The organism is Actinotignum sp. usb-actsch-213 (assembly GCF_059085665.1).
On sequence record NZ_JBHNSQ010000026.1, the window covers coordinates 40,565 to 58,556 of the forward strand.

Annotated in this window: 15 protein-coding genes; 9 read left to right on the forward strand and 6 right to left on the reverse strand. The window is 61.0% G+C overall.

All coding sequences use genetic code 11. The features are described from left to right. The first annotated feature begins 7 nt into the window (after positions 1-7). From AC5RK6_RS01945 to AC5RK6_RS01955, 3 genes are all read left to right on the forward strand, one after another. Complete coding sequence (locus AC5RK6_RS01945; protein ID WP_320757959.1) at positions 8-1,534, forward strand: glycoside hydrolase family 36 protein; 1,527 nt, start codon at positions 8-10, stop codon at positions 1,532-1,534. A gap of 179 nt (positions 1,535-1,713) precedes the next feature. After that, positions 1,714-2,961, forward strand: a complete 1,248-nt coding sequence (locus tag AC5RK6_RS01950) for a family 16 glycosylhydrolase (RefSeq protein WP_320757958.1) — start codon at positions 1,714-1,716, stop codon at positions 2,959-2,961. 61 nt (positions 2,962-3,022) lie between these two features. Beyond that, positions 3,023-3,517 carry a hypothetical protein gene (locus tag AC5RK6_RS01955; RefSeq protein ID WP_320757957.1) on the forward strand — a complete coding sequence of 165 codons (495 nt, stop codon included), beginning with the start codon at positions 3,023-3,025 and terminating at the stop codon, positions 3,515-3,517. Between the two features lie 25 nt (positions 3,518-3,542). On the opposite strand, the gene AC5RK6_RS01960 is transcribed toward AC5RK6_RS01955, so the two are convergent. The 4 genes from AC5RK6_RS01960 to AC5RK6_RS01975 form a co-directional block, all read right to left on the reverse strand. Next, positions 3,543-4,046 (reverse strand): hypothetical protein, encoded by a 504-nt coding sequence (locus AC5RK6_RS01960; protein WP_320757956.1) that lies wholly within the window; start codon positions 4,044-4,046, stop codon positions 3,543-3,545. After that, the gene (locus AC5RK6_RS01965; protein ID WP_320757955.1) at positions 4,043-5,209 is read right to left on the reverse strand and encodes an MFS transporter; all 1,167 of its coding nucleotides are present in this window, start codon (positions 5,207-5,209) and stop codon (positions 4,043-4,045) included. Before AC5RK6_RS01965 ends, AC5RK6_RS01960 begins: the two co-directional genes overlap by 4 nt. A 69-nt stretch (positions 5,210-5,278) precedes the next feature. Continuing rightward, positions 5,279-5,494 carry a hypothetical protein gene (locus tag AC5RK6_RS01970; RefSeq protein WP_320757954.1) on the reverse strand — a complete coding sequence of 72 codons (216 nt, stop codon included), beginning with the start codon at positions 5,492-5,494 and terminating at the stop codon, positions 5,279-5,281. Beyond that, positions 5,475-7,022, reverse strand: coding sequence for an amino acid permease (locus AC5RK6_RS01975; protein ID WP_435706300.1), 1,548 nt, complete (start codon positions 7,020-7,022; stop codon positions 5,475-5,477). The genes AC5RK6_RS01970 and AC5RK6_RS01975 overlap by 20 nt, the downstream gene beginning before the upstream one ends. Before the next feature lie 150 nt (positions 7,023-7,172). On the opposite strand from AC5RK6_RS01975, the gene AC5RK6_RS01980 reads away from it, so the two are divergent. After that, positions 7,173-8,630, forward strand: coding sequence for a sensor histidine kinase (locus AC5RK6_RS01980; RefSeq protein ID WP_274733909.1), 1,458 nt, complete (start codon positions 7,173-7,175; stop codon positions 8,628-8,630). Positions 8,631-8,741: 111 nt separating this feature from the next. Here the strand turns inward: AC5RK6_RS01980 and AC5RK6_RS01985 are convergent, their stop codons facing one another. After that, the gene (locus tag AC5RK6_RS01985; RefSeq protein ID WP_274733911.1) at positions 8,742-9,002 is read right to left on the reverse strand and encodes a WhiB family transcriptional regulator; all 261 of its coding nucleotides are present in this window, start codon (positions 9,000-9,002) and stop codon (positions 8,742-8,744) included. 235 nt (positions 9,003-9,237) lie between these two features. On the opposite strand from AC5RK6_RS01985, the gene ligA reads away from it, so the two are divergent. Beyond that, complete coding sequence (gene ligA / locus AC5RK6_RS01990; protein WP_435730831.1) at positions 9,238-11,820, forward strand: NAD-dependent DNA ligase LigA; 2,583 nt, start codon at positions 9,238-9,240, stop codon at positions 11,818-11,820. Between the two features lie 113 nt (positions 11,821-11,933). Here the strand turns inward: ligA and AC5RK6_RS01995 are convergent, their stop codons facing one another. Continuing rightward, positions 11,934-13,175, reverse strand: a complete 1,242-nt coding sequence (locus AC5RK6_RS01995; protein WP_320757951.1) for a phospholipase D-like domain-containing protein — start codon at positions 13,173-13,175, stop codon at positions 11,934-11,936. Positions 13,176-13,230: 55 nt separating this feature from the next. Between AC5RK6_RS01995 and gatC the strand changes: the two genes are divergently transcribed. From gatC to AC5RK6_RS02015, 4 genes are all read left to right on the forward strand, one after another. Further along, positions 13,231-13,527 carry an Asp-tRNA(Asn)/Glu-tRNA(Gln) amidotransferase subunit GatC gene (gene gatC / locus AC5RK6_RS02000; protein ID WP_284891379.1) on the forward strand — a complete coding sequence of 99 codons (297 nt, stop codon included), beginning with the start codon at positions 13,231-13,233 and terminating at the stop codon, positions 13,525-13,527. Further along, positions 13,528-15,057, forward strand: coding sequence for an Asp-tRNA(Asn)/Glu-tRNA(Gln) amidotransferase subunit GatA (gene gatA / locus AC5RK6_RS02005; RefSeq protein WP_320757950.1), 1,530 nt, complete (start codon positions 13,528-13,530; stop codon positions 15,055-15,057). Positions 15,058-15,060: 3 nt separating this feature from the next. After that, complete coding sequence (gatB, locus tag AC5RK6_RS02010) at positions 15,061-16,560, forward strand: Asp-tRNA(Asn)/Glu-tRNA(Gln) amidotransferase subunit GatB (protein WP_320757949.1); 1,500 nt, start codon at positions 15,061-15,063, stop codon at positions 16,558-16,560. Positions 16,561-16,652: 92 nt separating this feature from the next. Continuing rightward, entirely contained in the window at positions 16,653-17,837 is a 1,185-nt protein-coding gene (locus tag AC5RK6_RS02015) for an NAD(P)-dependent malic enzyme (protein WP_320757975.1), read from the forward strand. The last annotated feature ends 155 nt before the right edge of the window (positions 17,838-17,992 follow it).

Here is a 17,992-nt window from a genome sequence, read left to right on the forward strand (position 1 = left end):
AGAAAACATGGACATCCACACCGACTCAGGCACGTTCACCGTTCACGGAGCCAGCGCCGTCGTACCACTTAATACAAGCGACTACCTCATTACCGGAACTTCGTGGAAACTCTCCCACCCGTGGGGCGCCACCGAATACTACCGGCACGGGTGGAATTCCTGGACCCCCACGCGGTGGTGGACGCTGCGCCGGGAACCGTGGCGAATCTGGGACAAGCCCTTACGCGCACTCACGGCCGACGACGCCGCAACGGATACTCCCGCCGAGCATCACTCGTCCATGATGACCGCTCTGAGCGGCCCGGAAGGGCGCACCCTCCTCATCGGAGCCGTGCACGCCTCCTCGCCGCTCTTGAAAATCTCCGCGGAAGAAGTAGAGGCAAGCGCGGAAGCCGACGAAGCTTCGTGGCTGGTGAGCATCGGGAGCGAACCGGAGGTATTTACCCGCTACGCAGGCGTTCTCAAAGAAGAATACCTGGGGGAGCGCACGCCGCTGCGGGCTGCGGAAACGCTCGGGCCGGTGTGGTCCTCCTGGTACTCCTGGTTCGAAGAAATAACCGCGGAGATTATTAACGCGGAAATAGCGCCCGCGCGCGAGCTGGGCTACGGCACCATCCAGATCGACGATGGTTGGGAACGCCGGGTCGGGGACTGGCGGGCCAACTCCAAATTCGCCGCGGGTATGCCGGATGTCTTCTCCAAGATTCATGATGCGGGCCTGAAAGCAGGACTGTGGGTCGCACCCTTTATCGCCCTCCCGGATACTCCGGTGCTCTCCTCTTATCCAGAGCTATTCCTCCATAACGCTGATGGCTCCCTGACTGTAACTGGCAATAATTGGGGAGCGAATTATTACGCGCTCGATTTTTCCAAACCCCAAGCGCATGACTGGCTGGCTACCACTATGTCCACGATCCAGGGCTGGGGTGTGGATATGTTCAAGCTTGATTTCATCTATGCCGCCGCGGTAGCAGGGGAACGCACGGGCGGGATGCCGCGCGAAGAAGCCTACCGGAGCGGCCTGGAAACAATTCGCGCCGCGCTTGGTGACGAGGTGTATTTGCTCGGTTCCGGAGCGGTGATGAACGCATCTCTCGGGGTGCTGGATGGGGTTAGGGTTGGCCCGGATACCGCACCCTACTGGGATAATAGCGAACGCGTGCGCGATCCATCCGGTCCGGCGGTGGTCAACGCGCTGCGGAATTCGCTCTCGCGTACCTGGCTTAAGCCGCTCCTCGATTGCGACCCCGATGTTGCCTACTTCCGCACCCGCGGATCGCTGCTCTCTCCCGAGGTTAATGCCTTGACCGCGGATGCGGCACTTGCGTGTGAGTTCGCACAATGCTCCTGCCCTGCGGCCTGGCTAAGTGAAGAAGAAAAAGCGGCGGTGTGTGCCTGGACCACGCGTTTCCGCGGGGCGCTGGCGGTTCGCCAACTCGGGCGCTACCGCTTCGAGATCAACGGGGAAATCATCGATTTTGATCCCTATCTCAACCCGAGCACCCGTATTTCTGATCGGCTCTTGGTGAAGTAAAGCATGGACGCCACTTCCACCAGCTCGACGGAGCAATGCTGCTCCGGAGGCGAAACACATTCCCGAAAGGACACCTCATGAAACCCGGTAAAGATACGCTGTTACGGCGAAGTAGGAGCTCCGCAGCGCTCCTCGCCTTGGTGGGTGCGGTAACTCTTGTACCATGCACAAGCTACGCCGTGAAAACCACGGAGCCTGCGGCATCTGTGGAAACTGGTGAAGCGACGCCGCGCGTGGCTGCCCCGGAACAGATTATCGACCCGGCAACTCCGGCAAAAGAAGGAATGGTGCTGACCGCATCTTCCGAATTCAACGGTACAGGCATCAACGATGCCCTTTTCACGGATCGCTACCTACCCCATTGGTCAACCTCGCCCGGCACCCAAGCGAACTATGAAGTGAGCGATGGTACGCTCAAACTCAAGATCACCGCGGATCAACAGCCCTGGGACCCGAGCTTTGATGGCTCGACGCGGGTTTCCTCGCTGCAGACCTACCAAAAAGACTATTTGCACGAGTGGACCAAATACCCCGGGATTGCACAGCAGACGCAGCCGTTCCGTGGGCATCTCCAGAAATACGGTTATTTTGAGCTGCGGGCCCGGGCTGCGAACGGGGGAGGCTTGCACAGCGCCTGGTGGATGACAGGAGCGAACCAAGACGTGCCCGAAGGCCAGGGCGGATGGTCACGCCAGAACGGTGAAGTTGATATTTTTGAGATCCTCGGGCGCAATAACGCCACCGTGGCGCAAAGCGCTATTCATCCCTGGGGTGATTGGGGCAGGCTCTTCCCCTGGACGACCAAGATTTCCACCGGCACCGATCTTTCCGAAGGTTTCCACACCTACGGTTTTGAATGGAAGCCTTCGGGGATGAAAGTGTACGTCGATGGCGTTGAGAAATTCTCCACCCCGCTTTCCCCGAATTATCCGATGCTCACCTACCTAGGCCTGTACGAGAAACGTGAAGCTGACTCCTGGACCGGCCCCTTCGATCCCGCGATCCCGTATCCAAAGACGTTCGAGATTGATTATTTCCGCGCGTACCAATATGCGCCGAGCACACTGCCCTATACCCTCGCAACGACCGATGGCGTGATGCGGGGTGAAACCCGGGTTGCGAGCGGGACAACACGGTGGCTCGGTGGCGCGGGGAATGATGTTACCCTCACCTCCGTTTATGCACCGGAAGCTGGCACGTATCGCCTCGGTATTGAATACCGCAGCGGTGAGGTGCGTGACCTCCACGTAGATGTGAACGACGACGCGTATGTGCTCGGCGGCCTATCAACGGGCTCTTTCAGCGGCGCATTCTCTTGGGTGAATACCTCAGTGTCCCTGCGTCAAGGTTGGAATACCGTGCGCCTGGGCAATCCGAACGCTCCCGCACCCGACCTTCGCAAGATCAGAATAGAATCGAGGGAGTGAGGATGACGTAGGCGTCGGTCAGTGGAAAGCGTCTGCGGTATACATGCCCAGCGGAGGCGATATGGCTACTGATATAACGACGATACTGAGTCCTAGAACGATCAGGAATATCCTGCGTTTTAGAACGGCTTGTATGGTTGTTTTAGCCGTGCTCGTTGCGTGGCTTGGGGCTATAGGCGCGCTCTACTGGAATATCGTTCCAGGATTCTATATCGACCGGACCCCTACGATTCCCAAAGATGCGCACATCATCGTCAATCAGGCTCCTGCCGGGGAAAAGATCTTCACGGTATATCGGGATGAGGGTGATGTATGCGTCGCCGCGTACGGGAAGGCATTTGATATCCCGTATACGGAATGTGTGTCTACCGCAGAACAGATTGAGCCCTCAGATATCACCGTGCAATGGCTTGGTCTCATCGGCGAAGAAGTGGACCCCGCTTCTCCCGAGGCTGCGGCGGTTCACTTTCGCATCGCAGTCGGAGGGAAAATCATCCTCGAGCACACCGAGTCCTACCTTGAGGAAGTGTTTCATACACTTGGAAAGATCACCTAGCGGGATGATCTAGTTGGCACTCGGGCTACAAGCCAGGGGCTGGTTCGTCCGGTGTCGGTACATCGGATGTTGGCACATTCGGCGCGGTAATGCCCGGATCCTGTTCTGGGGTGTGCGGGGTAGATTTCTGCGCCGCCTGGTGCAGGACGTGGGCGTAGCGGAGCCTTTCCTTGCGGTGGCGGTAGGAAAAGAAGCCTACAAAGGCATAAACTCCGCAATTCACAAGGAGATAACCGCCGAAGAAGTGCGGCATATCCGGAAACCAATTCCACGCCAGCGGCCACATTGCCAGGCCGGCTACCAATCCGATGACGATGCTGACCCCGCACAAAACTAAGGATTTTCTGGATACAAGGCGTAGCGGAAGGATCAAACCGAGGAGGCTACAAGCGAGTATTGATCCGAAGGCCAGGTACCCGGCGTAGTAGCGTTTATCGGGTTGAATGAGGTCCACGATGGGATACGCGGCATGGCACACAAAGATCAGCAGAGCCACGGATAAGTACGACTTCCAGCTCAGATTTTTCACCGCTGTTCCTCTTCTGTTTCCTTGACCTGAACGTAACGATTTGCGATTGGAATCCACGTCAGCGTGACGAAGAAAAGAACAAGGGCGATTCCGCCCACTGTCACCACTGGACTTTGATCTGCGCCCCAGCCGATGACCGGGTTGAGCAAGATTCCAATGAGACTTCCCAGTGTGCTTGCAACGTTTAAAACCGTCGCACGACGCTCGCTCGGAATTTCCTTGTTAGCGACTGCTCGAGTGATCGGTCCACGCGCGAACATGCTGATAACCACCAATGTGAAACCAATGATCACGCATATAATGTGCGGAATCATCATCAAGATAAATCCAATGACGCCGTATCCGAAAGCCAGGAGAAGACCTGCTCGCCGACCGACTCGTTCAACGATCACCCCGGAGAAATGATCGTAAACTGCCGCAGCTAATTGGGCACCACCAACGATGAAACCCCAGAAGGCAAGCGGCACATCAACACGATCAAAAATTGGCTGGTTGAGCGTAAATACTGAATTGAAGAGCACGAAGACCGCTGCCGAAGCGACAGCGGTATACAGCAGTACCGGGGAGCTGAACAGCAAACAAATACCCCGCTTCAAGGAAACAAGTGCCGTTTCTTCCGTGGCTTTTTCAGAAGTAGAAGCGGGTTGTGGTGGGAGGAAGAGAACGGCTACCGCGGCTAGACAGGCAGCGATGGCGGCCGCGCAAGCCGGTAAAGCAACATCAATCTTTGTGAGCACTCCACCCACGAATGAAGCAAAGACCCCGGCCGCTAACTCAAGGGCGCCGAAGTGTCCCCACACCGCAACTGAGTCCCGATCTGCATCGTCGCCGAGAGCTTCGTAGATGTAGGCATCCTGCGTGCCGGTGAGCATCGCAATTCCTAGGCCGCTCAGCACAAATGACAAGGTGAACGCAGTGAACGAGTTTCCCAACGCAAAAACAACTTCCGCACACCCGTTGAATACGAAACCGGAAAGGATAACCCACCGGCGATCAATTCTGTCCGAAATAAGCCCGCTGGGTACTTCTGCAACAAGGATGCTCGCTAAGAGAATACTCTCGAAAATGAAAATATTTTCGAGGGACTGCCCTCGAGAAGTCAGGAAAACCACGCTAACCGGAACATAAAAGGTTAGCCCGGCAGCAATAATAGCCAGGGCCATGGGCGCTAACGAACGGTTATGCCACACCAATCTGAGTGACGTGGTAGCTTTCATCGCAACACCCAATATCTACATCTTTATTTCGGTATCAACGCTGGCACGAATCTCAGCACGCCTGCACACCAACAACCCGTACGCAATTTCAACGCAGCCAATCACCAGCAGGAGTGCCCAAGGAACCCACCAGCCGCGCTGGAAAACCATGGTGAGAAGAAGGGGGACGAGGCCGGCAGCAATCGAGCTCGCCCCGGCCCACATCCAACGTTTAGTTTTCGCTGACTCCATTCGTCGTAGCTCCTTCGCTCCCGGCCGCGGCATTATGCGCAGTTGCGGTTCCCCGGGTCGCTCTCGTGTCACTCACCGCCACGGCTCCCCGTGCCGCATTCGCACCGCCCGCCGCTTCCTCCCCGGCCAGGTCCCGCGGCGCGGGCAGCCCGCGCACCCGATCCAGAAAAACATAGATAAGAAGAAGGATACCCAGATAGGGTAGCCCGGCATACCAGGCTACCGGCATGAGCCAGAAGAGCGCCACGAAAATAGCCAGGCAGCCGGCTATGACGGCCAGGTTTGTCACCGGGGCACCCCAGAGGCGAGCCGGAGGGAGCTCGAGTCCCAGCTGCTTGCGGCGTCGTCGAAAAGCAATATGAGTGGCCATTACTAAAGCCCAGGTGAGAAGGGTCCCGACCGTGGCGCAGCCGTACAAATACGAGAAGCCGGCCTGCGGGGAGGTGAGCGCCAAAATACAGGCGACCACCATTCCCACCATCGCCAAAGTGACCGCACCGCGCGGGGTGCCCTTCGGCGTGGTGCGCGCCGCAAAAGCGGGGGCCATGCGGTCGGCTGCCAGCGCGTGAATCATACGCGAGGAAGTGTAGAGGCACCCGTTCGCCGCGCTCAACGCCGCCACCAGCAGCACCGCGTTCATAATATGCCCGGCCGCCGGAATCTCCGCGGCATCCAGCGCGTGCACGAACGGCGATTGGGAAATATCGTGGAGTGGCTCGGCGGTCACGGTCCACGGCTGCATCGCTACCACCACCGCAATCGCCCCCACGTAGAAGAGCAGCAGCCGCCAAATCATGGTGTGGGCCGCGCGCGGAATATCGTATCGGGGGTTCCCTGATTCTGCGGCCGTTACCGAGACCGTTTCGATCCCACCGAAAGAAAAAACCGCCATGCACGCGGCAATGAAAACCGAGCCGGCGCCCAGCGGCATAAACCCGCCGTGCTCGGTGAGATTGACCAGCCCCACCGGCTCACTCGCGGGCAGCCCCACGAAAATAATAATGAGACCGAGCAGAATAAAGACCGAAATGGCCGCCACTTTAATCATGGAGAACCAGTATTCCGCGGTGCCGTACAGCCGCACCGTGGCCATATTGAGCCCCACAATAAAGAGGGAACAGGCCACCGTCCCCACCGCACTATTGAGCTGGGGCAGCCAGTGCTGGAGGTATTTCGCGCCGGCCGTCACCTCCGCGCCCACCGCCACAATATAGGTGACCGCCAGATTCCAGCGGGTCACAAAAGCGCCCAGGTTCCCCAGATAAGCCCCCGCGATAGTGCCGTGCCCACCGGGAACGGGATGCGCGCTGACCATTTCCGCCAGCGCCCACACCACCGAGAGCGCCAGCAGCCCGGCCAGCGCGTAAGAAATAATCGTGGCCGGTCCCGCCAGCGAAATCGTGGCCCCCGCCCCGAGGAACAGCCCCGTGCCCAGCGCCCCGGACAGCGCAATCATGGCGATTTGCGGGGAGGTGAGGCTGCGCGCCAGCGCGGTGTGGTGCGCGGTGGCGCGGGTACGTGCGGCCATGCGGGTTTCCCTTCGTGGATAGAACGACGGCGCAGCGCGGCGCCGCTCCACCCGGCCTCCACCGCCGGCGCAGCCCGGCCCTCGCACTGCCGTGAATATAACTAACGCGGAACTACTAGTGTACTCGCGCGAGCGACTACTCTTAGGGGTATGCCATCTCTCGGTCATATCTTGGAACGGTCCCAAACGCTCTCCGCTTCGCAACGCGAATGGTTGCATCAGCTGGTGGGGGACTGGCAGTTACTCTCCGATTTTTCCTTCGCGGACCTCGTGCTGGTCACCCCGCTCCAGGATGAACGCTTCATTATCGCGGCGGCCTGCCGCCCGGCCACCAATGCCACCGCGCTGGATAATGACGTGGTCAATATGACTTTCGATCCGGCCGATTCGGAGAAGTTCCGGGAGATTATTGCTACCGGGCAGCGCGGCACGGTCTATATTCACGGCCTGCGTTACGAAGGTTATCCGGTGCGCCGGGCGGGTGAGGATCCTTTCGCGGTTCTCGCCCTGGTCTACTCCCAGCGTTCACGCAAAGAAACGGTGCTGCGCCATTCCTCCTATGAGGAAATTGAAGAGCAGCTCCTTGATATGGTCACCCAGGGGCTTTTCCCGATGGAGGGCACCCCGAGCGGTTTCCGCCACGGCGCCCCGCGCGTCACGGACGGTTTCACCCATATCGACGCCGATGGCGCTGTGATTTTCAATAGCCCGAACGCGGTCTCTAATCTGCACCGGCTCGGGATTCGTTCCACCTTCGAAGGCCAGCTACTTGCCGAGCAAATCACCTCGAGTATTGACGCGGAAACTCGGTTGGATGATGCGCTGCCGGTGGTGCTGCTCGGGCGCGCCCCGTGGATGACGGAACTCGAATTGCGCGGGGCGGTACTCTCCCTGCGGGCGGTGCCGCTGTGGAAGGACGGCAAGCACGTGGGCGCGGTGGTGCTTTCGCGTGATATTAGCGAGTTGCGCCGGCGCGAATTGGAGCTGGTCAGCAAAGACACCACGATCCGCGAAATTAACCATCGCGTCAAAAATAATTTGCAGACCGTATCCGCGCTGCTGCGGATGCAGGCGCGCCGCGCGGACGATAAAAAGGTAATCGAGGTGCTCTCCGAGGCGCAGCGCCGCGTGGAAACCATTGCCCTCGTCCACCAAATCCTCTCCCAAACCGTGGACGAAATCGTGGACTTTTCCGAGGTCCTCACCCCGCTTATCACCATGGCTACCGATATCGCCTCCACGGATGTGCGTGTTTCTTCCGAGGTGCGCGGCGAATTCGGGATGGTGGACGCGAATACCGCTACCCGCCTGGCAGTTGTTCTCAACGAACTGGTCTCCAATGCGGTGGAGCACGGTCTGCCGCACGGCGGGCATATTGTGGTGAGCGCGGACCGTGAGGGCGATGTTCTCACGGTGCAGGTGAGTGACGACGGCGTGGGCGTGCCCACCACCGGCGTCAAGCAGGGCCTGGGCACTCGGATTGTGCGCACCATGGTGGAAGGCGAATTGCACGGCACCATTAAATGGGAGGCGCGGGACGGCGGTGGCACCACCGTTACCCTCACGATTAATGTGACGGCCGGGCTGCCGCCCACGGATGAAAAATAGTTTCCGCTCCCGGCGCGCCTAAGAATTAAGTACGAGGACGCAGAGCGCTAAGTACGACGACGCAGCCCACGCGCTTTGCGCGTGGGCTGGTAGGGTTTGGGCCGGTTCGCCTTAGGAGGCAAGTTCGCGTACTCGCCGCGCGCGGGCGGTGCGGCGGCGCAGCCGGCGGCGTTCATCTTCGGAGGTGCCACCCCATACGCCCGAATCCTGGTTGTGTTCGAGAGCGTAGCTGAGGCAGTCTTCACGGACGGTACATTCCTGGCATACCCGCTTGGCCCGATCCGTTTGGGCCAGGGCCGAGGCCGAACTACCAATCGGGAAGAAAAGCTCCGGGTCTTCCGTCAGGCACGCGGCACGCGAACGCCAATCCATGAATCCTCCTTTTCCCCGCCACTCGCGGGGTATTCCCGCTCCTGCGGGATAGCTGCATATGAGACCCATATATCTTGGCAAAGAGCAGCGCCGCGGTAAAGAGCCTGCCGGTGTGATATTTCAAGGCCTGGGCTTTTCGAGATCCTCTCTTGTTATTCCAGGCTTAAACAACTATAGGTGCGGCCCGCCGTACCCTGGGGTTTGAGGTAACCGGGCGGTGAGGGACAATAGGGGCATGAGCATTGACGAGGCCCGCCGCCGCTGGAATGAGATTGCCCCCACGCTGACCCGCGCGCAGATCGCCTACCATTCCGGGGCCGATCCGCTCATGACGGATGACCACTACGACCGCCTCATTCACGAGCTGCGCGATCTGGAAGAGCGCTACCCGGAGCTCGCGGCACCGGATTCCCCCAGCCGCGCCGTCGGGGCACCTGTTAAGAACGACGGCGCAGCCACGCTCGCAGCGGATGCCCTGGCGGATGAAGGCGTGGAACCGGAGCAGGGTGCCGGACCGGAGCTCGGTGCCGGGCCTTCGCTCAGCGCCGTGCCCCTGCCCGATGCTCAGCCCTTCGCGCCGGTGCGGCACCGCGAACGCCTCTACTCCCTCCAGGACGTCTTTTCCCTCGAGGATCTGCGTGTCTGGTACGCCGCGCTCCCGGGAACGTCCGGGGAGTCTGGCACCGCCGTCACCGCGGAAGCGAAAATCGACGGCCTCGCCATCAACCTGCGCTATAACAACGGCGCGCTCACGGTAGCCGCCACTCGCGGGGACGGCGTGACCGGGGAAGATGTCACCCGCAATATCGCCACCATCGCCGCCATTCCGCAGCGCTTGCAGGGCAACAATATTCCGGACGTTATGGAAGTACGCGGGGAAGTTTTCTTCCCGCTCGCAGAGTTCGCCCAGTTCAACGCCGATCAGCGTGAGCGCCGCGCCGCAGCCGAACGTGAGCGGGCTGCCGCGGAACAAACCGGGGATATCGCAGCGGTGCGCGAAGCTAATCGCATCATCCGCTCCTGCCGCGAATTCGCAAACCCGCGTAACGCCGCGGCCGGCTCCTTGCGCCAAAAAGACCCGGCCGTCACCGCCTCCCGCCCGCTCTCCTTCATTGCCCACGGCATCGGGGCGCTCGCGGGCGTGCCGGCCTCCCTGGCGGAAGCACTGTCCACCCAGGCTGGCGTATACGAAGCATTCGCGCGCTGGGGCCTGCCCATTTCTCCCTACACCAAACTTGTCTCAACCTGGGATGATATTGAGGCTTTCGTGGCGGACCTGGCCACCCACCGCTACGATCTCATCCACGGGATTGACGGTGCCGTCCTCAAAGTTAATGACCGGGCGAGCCAGGCAGGGCTCGGCTACACCTCCCGGGTCCCACGATGGGCCATCGCCTATAAATACCCGCCCGAAGAAGTGGAAACCACCCTCCTGGATATCCAGGTCAATGTGGGACGTACCGGGCGCGCCACCCCCTACGCCATTATGGAACCCGTACTCGTGGATGGCTCGGTTGTTACCCAGGCAACCCTCCACAACCGCGAAGAAGTGGCTCGCAAAGGCGTACGCATTGGCGACGTCGTTATCGTGCGCAAAGCCGGGGATGTCATCCCCGAAGTGGTCGGCCCCGTCCTTATGGAACGCGACGGCACCGAACGCGAATGGGTGATGCCCCGCGCCTGCCCCTCCTGCGGGGCCACTCTCGCCCCCGCCCAGGAAGGCGATGTGGATATGCGCTGTCCCAATGCGCAATCCTGCCCCGCACAACTGGCCGAACGCGTGGTTCATATCGGTTCGCGCGGAGCGCTGGACGTGGAGGCTCTCGGCGAAGAAACCGCGCTGTGGCTTACCAACCCGGACGCCCGGCGCCGCGAAGCACTTATCGCGCTCGCCAGCGGCCACCGCCTCGAAATCGAAGGCCCGGACGGGCGCAAAAAAACCCTGCGCCTCGCGCGCGAGGCGGCACGCGAACTCGAAATCGTGGACGACGACGGCGCAATCCTTAACTCCGAAGTGATTATTCCACCCGCGGTAGCCCGCAGCTTGGGCGTTCCCGAACCCCAAGAACCGGTGCTCCACAGCGAGGCCGGACTATTCGCGGTGCAGGCCGCGGATGTGGCAAATACCTGGGTATGGAAAGAAATCCGCAGCGCCGGCCAACCCACCGGTGATTACCGCTATGTGCGCGCCGCCTGGACCAAACCCACCTGGGGAAGCAGCGCCGGCCAGCGCGTCATCACCAAAGAAAGCGAACCCGGCAAAGCCCTCCTCACCATGCTCACCGAGCTGGAGAAGGCCCGCGGGAAAGAACTGTGGCGCAAACTTGTGGCCCTCTCCATCCGGCACGTCGGGCCCACCGCGGCCCGTGCGCTCGCGGCCGCTTTCCCGGCTCTTTCGCAGCTGCGCGAGGCTTCCGTGGAGGAACTCTCCGCGGTGGACGGGGTGGGGGAGATTATTGCCCGCTCCTTTAAAGAATGGTTCGAGGTGCCCTGGCACCTGGAGATTATTGAGCAATGGGAAGCGGCCGGGGTGGTTTTCGCCGATAGCGCCGCGGACGCTGAGCAAGTTCCCCAAACCCTGGCTGGCATGACGATTGTGGCCACCGGCTCCCTGGAGGGCTATACCCGCGATTCGGTGAAAGAAGTAATCCTCGCGCACGGCGGGAAGGCCGCAGGCTCGGTTTCCAAGAAAACTACCGCGGTGGTGGTGGGGGAGAACGCCGGGTCGAAAGCCGCTAAGGCTGAAGAACTGGGCATTCCACGCCTGAGCGAAGCGGAATTCACCGAGCTGTTGCGCACCGGCCAGCTGCCCGCATAAAACCGCACAACGCAAAAACCGAGCGCCGTGCAGCGGCGGCGCGACGGGACGGCGCTGCGGCGTCGTGCCCCTTGCGACCGTGCGCGGCTACAGCAGCACGGACCGCAACGCGACTACAGCAGCGGTGCCAGCGGAGCCATGATTTTTTCTGTCACCCGTGCCAGCGCGCCGCGCTGACCCCATTCCTCCAAGGTGAGTTCGTGGGTATTACGCAGGTCAAATTCGAAAATCTTCTCCATGACAGCCGCGAAACCGGCATCGTGAATCGACATATTAATTTCGAAATTCCCCCGCAGGGACAGCCGGTCAATATTTGCGGTTCCCACGGTGGACCAGGTGGAATCCATCGTCATGGTTTTCGCGTGAATCATGGCGTCCTGGTAGAGGAAAATGCGCACCCCGGCGCGCAGTAGCCGCTCGTAATGCGGCCGCCCCACCCAGTCCGTGTAAATATGATTGGAGTACTGCGGGATGAGAATCCGCACGTCCACCCCGCGTTCGGCCGCATCGGTCAGCGCATCAAGCATGGGCGCATCCGGAATGAAATACCCCATGGTGATCCAAGCCCGCTGCGAGGAGCGTGCCAACGCATCCAAATACAGCGAAGAAATAGGATAAGTATTATGCGCCGGGGAATTCGTGACCGCCCGCATGCGTGAATCCCAATGGTGGGTGAGAGCACGGCGCAAGGTGGGATGATCGCGTTTGCGGTACGCATTCCACATATCCACAAAAGCCACGTCCAGTTCCCATACCGAGGGGCCCTCCACGCGCAGGTGAGTATCGCGCCATTCCGTTACGTACAGGCCGCCGATATTGTAGCCACCCACGTAGCCAACGCGCCCGTCCACGGTTAGGATCTTGCGGTGATCACGCCCCTTATCACGCGAACGCCCGGTAAGAATACCGGTGCGCACCAGCGGGAAATTCATCCAGTGCAGGTTCGCGATGCGTGGCGGGTGCCGGAAGGAAGGCGGCTGGTTGAGATTCCCCCAGGTATCCAGCAGTACATGCACCTGCACCCCGCGGTGGGCCGCAGCGATAAGCGCATCGCGGAAACGGTGTCCCACATGATCCGCTTTGACAATAAACCACTCGAAATAAATATGATCCCGTGCATTATTAATATCGGCGAGCATAGCGCGGTACACGTCCGCGGCGCCGGTATACAAGATTGCGTGGTCGCGCCCGACCTGCACCGCTTGCGGGGGTAGGTGCGGATACGAATTGACCGGTGGGGTGCGGCGTTTGCGCATTTCATCCACAACGACGACGGCGCCCGCGGCGGCCAGCGGCGCCGCGGCCGCGAGCACACCCGCCGTGCGCAGCACCCGGCGCGAAGTCCACTCAGTCATAGCGCCAATTGTAGACGGTGCGCCATCGCGCGGTGCAACCGCGTAGACTTGAGCCATGTCGTCATTTTCTAAGGAAGAGGTAGCGCGCCTAGCGGACCTGTCCCGCATCGCCCTGACGGATACCGAGGCCGAAAAAATGGCCGGTGAACTTTCCGTCATCGAGGATGCAGTGAAGGCGGTATCCGAAGTTGTTACGCCGGATATTCCCTTTACATACAATCCGCTTCCGCTGGCCAATGTCAAACGCCCCGATGTTCCGGGGGAAACCCTTGATCGTGAGGAAGTCCTCGCCGCGGCTCCGGCCGCCGAAGAAGGTAAATTCCTCGTCCCGCGCATTATGGGGGAGGAATAAATGAATAGCTTGTTGCTCAAATCCGCCGTGGAACTCTCCGCGCTGCTGCGCGCGGGGGAGATCACCTCCGTGGAGCTCACCACCGCCTGCCTGGATCGCATTGAGGCGCTCAATCCCAAGGTCAACGCTTTCCTCCACGTGGATCGTGAAGGTGCCCTGGAGGTTGCCCGCGGGGTGGATGCCGCCCGCGCGGAAGGCCAGGAGCTCCACCCGCTGGCCGGTATTCCTATCGCGGTGAAGGACAATATTTGCACCCGCGGGATTCCCACCACCGCGGCGTCGAAGATCTTGGAGGGGTGGCGCCCGCCGTACGATGCGAGCGTCGTCGTAAAAATTAAAGAAGCCCGGCTCCCCATCGTGGGCAAGACCAATATGGACGAATTCGCGATGGGCTCTTCCACGGAGCATTCCGCTTTCGGGCCTTCGCGCAACCCCTGGGATCTGGACCGGATTCCGGGCGGTTCGGGTGGCGGTAGTGCCGCGGCCGTCGGTGCTTTTATGGTGCCGCTCGCCCTCGGTTCTGATACCGGCGGGTCGATCCGCCAGCCTGCCGCAGTCACCGGAACAGTGGGTGCCAAGCCCACCTACGGCGCGGTTTCTCGCTTCGGTTTGATCGCCATGGCATCCTCGCTGGACCAGATCGGGCCGGTGACCCGCACCGTGGAAGATGCCGCGCTGCTCCAGGAATTGCTCAGCGGGCACGATCCCCACGATTCCACCTCGCTTCCCGAAACTCCTTCTGGCCTCGTTGCGGCCTGCCACGGCGAAGCCGGGAGTTGGGAAGGTGCCGGAAGCGATCCGGAGCGGCCGCTCGCGGGTCTCAAGGTGGGCCTTGTGGAAGAAATGCACGGGGAAGGCTACGCGCCGGGCGTGCTTGAGGCTTTCGAAAACGCGGTGGGGCGCATGCGCGAACTCGGCGCGGAAACAGTGGAGCTCTCCTGCCCCAGTTTCCACTATTCGCTGGCCGCCTACTACCTCATTATGCCCGCCGAAGTTTCCTCCAACCTGGCCCGTTTTGACGGGATGCGTTACGGCCTGCGGGTCGAACCCGAAGAAGGGCCGGTCACCGCGGAAACCGTGATGCGGGCTACCCGCGCGGTCGGTTTCGGCGAGGAAGTCAAGCGGCGCATTATTTTGGGAACCCACGTGCTCTCTGCCGGAAACTTCGATGCTTTCTACGGCGCGGCGCTGCGGGTCCGTACCCTGGTCCAGCGTGATCTGGAGCAGGCTTTCTCCCGGTGCCACGTGATCGTTTCGCCCACCTCGCCCACGGTGGCGTTCCCCTTTGGCTCAAAAACAAACGACCCGCTGGCTATGTACCTCAACGACATCGCCACCATTCCTGCCAACCTGGCTGGAATCCCGGGTATTTCGTTGCCGGCCGGACTCTCGGAAGGGCTGCCGGTGGGCTTGCAGATTCTCAGCCCGGCCCGGGCCGATGCCCTCATGTACCGGGTGGCCGCGGCCATCGACGCCGCGCTTGGACACAACGTCCCCGCTGCCTGCCCCGCGCGGGATTGGGAGGAATAAAGCATGGATGAACTCATGAATTACGAGGACGCCGTCGCGCGTTTCGATCCGGTGATCGGGTTGGAAGTGCACGTCGAACTGTCCACAAAGACCAAGATTTTCGACGCCGCACCGGTGGCTTTCGGTGCCGAACCCAATACCGATGTGCAGCCGGTTTCCCTCGGGCTTCCCGGTTCGCTCCCGGTGGTTAATGAGGCAGCGGTGGAATACGCGGTGAAGCTGGGCCTGGCCCTCAACTCCCGCATTAACGAGCTCTCGCGTTTTGAACGCAAGAACTACTTCTACCCGGATTTGCCCAAGGCCTACCAGATCACCCAGAACGCCCAGCCGATTATCCTGGGCGGCTACCTGGATATTGAGCTGGCCGACGGCACGCCCTACCGTTTCCCCATCGAACACGCGCATCTGGAAGAAGACGCCGGGAAGAATACCCACGTGGGTGGGGCGGATGGGCGCCTCCAGGGGGCGCGCTACTCCCTGGTGGATTACAACCGTTCCGGGGTGCCGCTTATTGAGATCGTTTCCGACCCGGCTACCGGGGTGGGGAAGAACGCCCCGGAGATCGCCGGTGCCTACGTGCGCGGGATCCGCGAACTGGTGCGCGCGCTTGGGATTTCCGAGGGGCGGATGGAGCGCGGAAATATCCGCGCGGACGTCAATGTGTCCCTGCGGGAAAGCCCGGATGCGCCTTTCGGTACCCGAACCGAAACGAAGAATGTCAACTCCTTCCGCGGCATCGAAAACACCATTCGCTACGAGATCTCCCGCCAGGCGGCGATTTTGGCCGCCGGAGGTACGATTCTTCAGGAAACGCGCCATTACAAGGAAGAAATCCAGGGCACCATCGCCGGGCGCGTGAAGTCCGACGCGGATGACTACCGTTACTTCCCCGAACCGGATCTTGTCCCGGTGATCTGCACTCCCGACTACGTGGAGGAGGTGCGTGCGGGGCTGCCCGAATTGCCAGCCGCGAAGCGCGCCCGTATCACCGAGGAATGGGAGCTTTCCCCGGAGGAATTGCGTGACCTCATCAACGCCGGCGCGGTGGATCTGGTAGATGCCACCGTTCGGGCCGGGGCAACGCCCGCCGGAGCCCGCAAGTGGTGGATGGGTGATATCGCCCGCTACGCCAAGGATAACGACGTCGAACTCGAGGATGCCCCCATTACTCCGGAGGCGGTTGCCGAGCTGGACGGCCTCATCCAGAGCGGACGTCTCAATGACAAACTGGGGCGCCAAGCGCTCGCGGGAGTCCTCGCCGGGGAAGGTAGTCCGGAGGAGGTTGTTGCCGCGCGCAATCTGGAGATTGTGTCCGATAGCGGGGCCCTGGAGAAGGCCGTGGATGAAGCCCTGGCTGCCAATCCTGACGTCGTTGAAAAAATCCGCGGTGGAAAAGTGCAGGCCGCCGGTGCAATTATCGGTGCCGTGATGAAGGCAACTCACGGTAAGGCCGATGCCGGTGCCGTGCGCGCTCTCATTATGGAGCGTGCCGCGGCCGAATAAAACCGCTGCAGTCAACGGGACGAAAGCGGGCATATCTGGTGAAGGAGGAGCAGGTGGCGCGAACACAAGCAGGTACGGAGCGACAATCTGACGTGGCATCACTTTCGGGTGAGGCCCAGCAGTTCGTGCCACCGCCCTCCCAATGCGAGATTTTTGCGGCCCACGAAGGTGGCAAATTAGAAACCCGGGCGACCGCTGCTATCGAGAACCGGGAAGATTTGGCCCGGGTGTATACGCCCGGGGTGGCGCGAGTTTGCGAAGCGATTCACGCCGAGCCGGAACTGGCCCGCCGCTACACGGTGAAATCCAATACCGTGGCGGTAGTGACAGATGGAACCGCGGTGCTCGGTCTGGGGGATATCGGGCCGCTCGCGTCTCTTCCCGTGATGGAAGGCAAGGCTGCGCTTTTCAAGCGTTTTGCCGGGGTGGACGCCTGGCCGGTGCCTCTGGCCACCACCGATACCGAGGAAATCATCGCCGCGGTGCGAGCCATCGCACCTGCGTATGCCGGTATCAATCTGGAAGATATTTCCGCCCCGCGCTGTTTCGAGATCGAGAAACGCCTGCGCGCGGAACTTGATATCCCGGTCTTCCACGACGATCAGCACGGCACCGCCGTTGTGGTGCTGGCCGCCCTCATGACAGCGCTGCGCGTGGTCGGGAAGCAGCCGTCCGACGCGCGCGTAGTCGTATGCGGAATCGGCGCCGCCGGCACCGCGATTATCCGTTTGCTGTTGGAATACGGGGTACGGGATATCGTTGCCGTGGACCGCGCTGGCACGCTCGGTCCCTTCCGCAGTGAGAGCAACCCGGGGCACGCCTGGGTTGCGGCCCGTACCAATCCCCGGCAGATCGACGGCGATGTGCGTGCGGCCTTGCAGGGTGCGGATGTTTTTATTGGCGTTTCCGGCCCGAATATTCTCGACGGCGCAGCTCTGGACACCATGGCTGATAACGCCATCGTTTTCGCCCTGGCCAATCCCACCCCTGAAATTGCCCCCGAAATTGCGCGGGAGCACGCTGCTGTGGTGGCAACTGGACGTTCGGACTACCCCAACCAGATCAATAATGTGCTGGCTTTCCCGGGGATCTTCCGCGGTTTACTCGACGCTCATGCCACAGAGGTTAATGACGCGATGCTGCTGGCCGCAGCGCAGGCCCTCGCCGATCTGGTCGGGGAGGATGCTGATCCGGATTACATCATCGTTTCCGCCTTTGACGAGCGGGCTGCCGAAGCGGTGGCGCGGGCGGTTCGCGAGAGTGTGGCGGTGGCCTAGCGGCGGCCTTGAGGTGAACGGGATGCGATCAAGGAGTCTCTGCTTGGGTCTATTCGTCGGCTTCGTTTAGAGATTTCGAGTGCTTTTGGGTCTGTTTGGCCGGGTTTATGGGTGGTTTGCCAAGTGTTTTCCGGGTGTTTTCCGCTTATTCAGCC

Bases quoted from the DNA above. Each gene is read 5' to 3' on its own strand.
- AC5RK6_RS01985 (WP_274733911.1), bottom strand. From the start codon at position 9,002: ATGGATTGGCGTTCGCGTGCCGCGTGCCTGACGGAAGACCCGGAGCTT.
- AC5RK6_RS01975 (WP_435706300.1), bottom strand. From the start codon at position 7,022: ATGGCCGCACGTACCCGCGCCACCGCGCACCACACCGCGCTGGCGCGC.
- AC5RK6_RS01945 (WP_320757959.1), top strand. From the start codon at position 8: ATGGACATCCACACCGACTCAGGCACGTTCACCGTTCACGGAGCCAGC.
- AC5RK6_RS01995 (WP_320757951.1), bottom strand. From the start codon at position 13,175: ATGACTGAGTGGACTTCGCGCCGGGTGCTGCGCACGGCGGGTGTGCTC.
- gatB (WP_320757949.1), top strand. From the start codon at position 15,061: ATGGATGAACTCATGAATTACGAGGACGCCGTCGCGCGTTTCGATCCG.
- AC5RK6_RS01965 (WP_320757955.1), bottom strand. From the start codon at position 5,209: ATGGCCCTGGCTATTATTGCTGCCGGGCTAACCTTTTATGTTCCGGTT.
- gatA (WP_320757950.1), top strand. From the start codon at position 13,528: ATGAATAGCTTGTTGCTCAAATCCGCCGTGGAACTCTCCGCGCTGCTG.
- AC5RK6_RS01970 (WP_320757954.1), bottom strand. From the start codon at position 5,494: ATGGAGTCAGCGAAAACTAAACGTTGGATGTGGGCCGGGGCGAGCTCG.
- ligA (WP_435730831.1), top strand. From the start codon at position 9,238: ATGAGCATTGACGAGGCCCGCCGCCGCTGGAATGAGATTGCCCCCACG.
- gatC (WP_284891379.1), top strand. From the start codon at position 13,231: ATGTCGTCATTTTCTAAGGAAGAGGTAGCGCGCCTAGCGGACCTGTCC.
- AC5RK6_RS01980 (WP_274733909.1), top strand. From the start codon at position 7,173: ATGCCATCTCTCGGTCATATCTTGGAACGGTCCCAAACGCTCTCCGCT.
- AC5RK6_RS01955 (WP_320757957.1), top strand. From the start codon at position 3,023: ATGGCTACTGATATAACGACGATACTGAGTCCTAGAACGATCAGGAAT.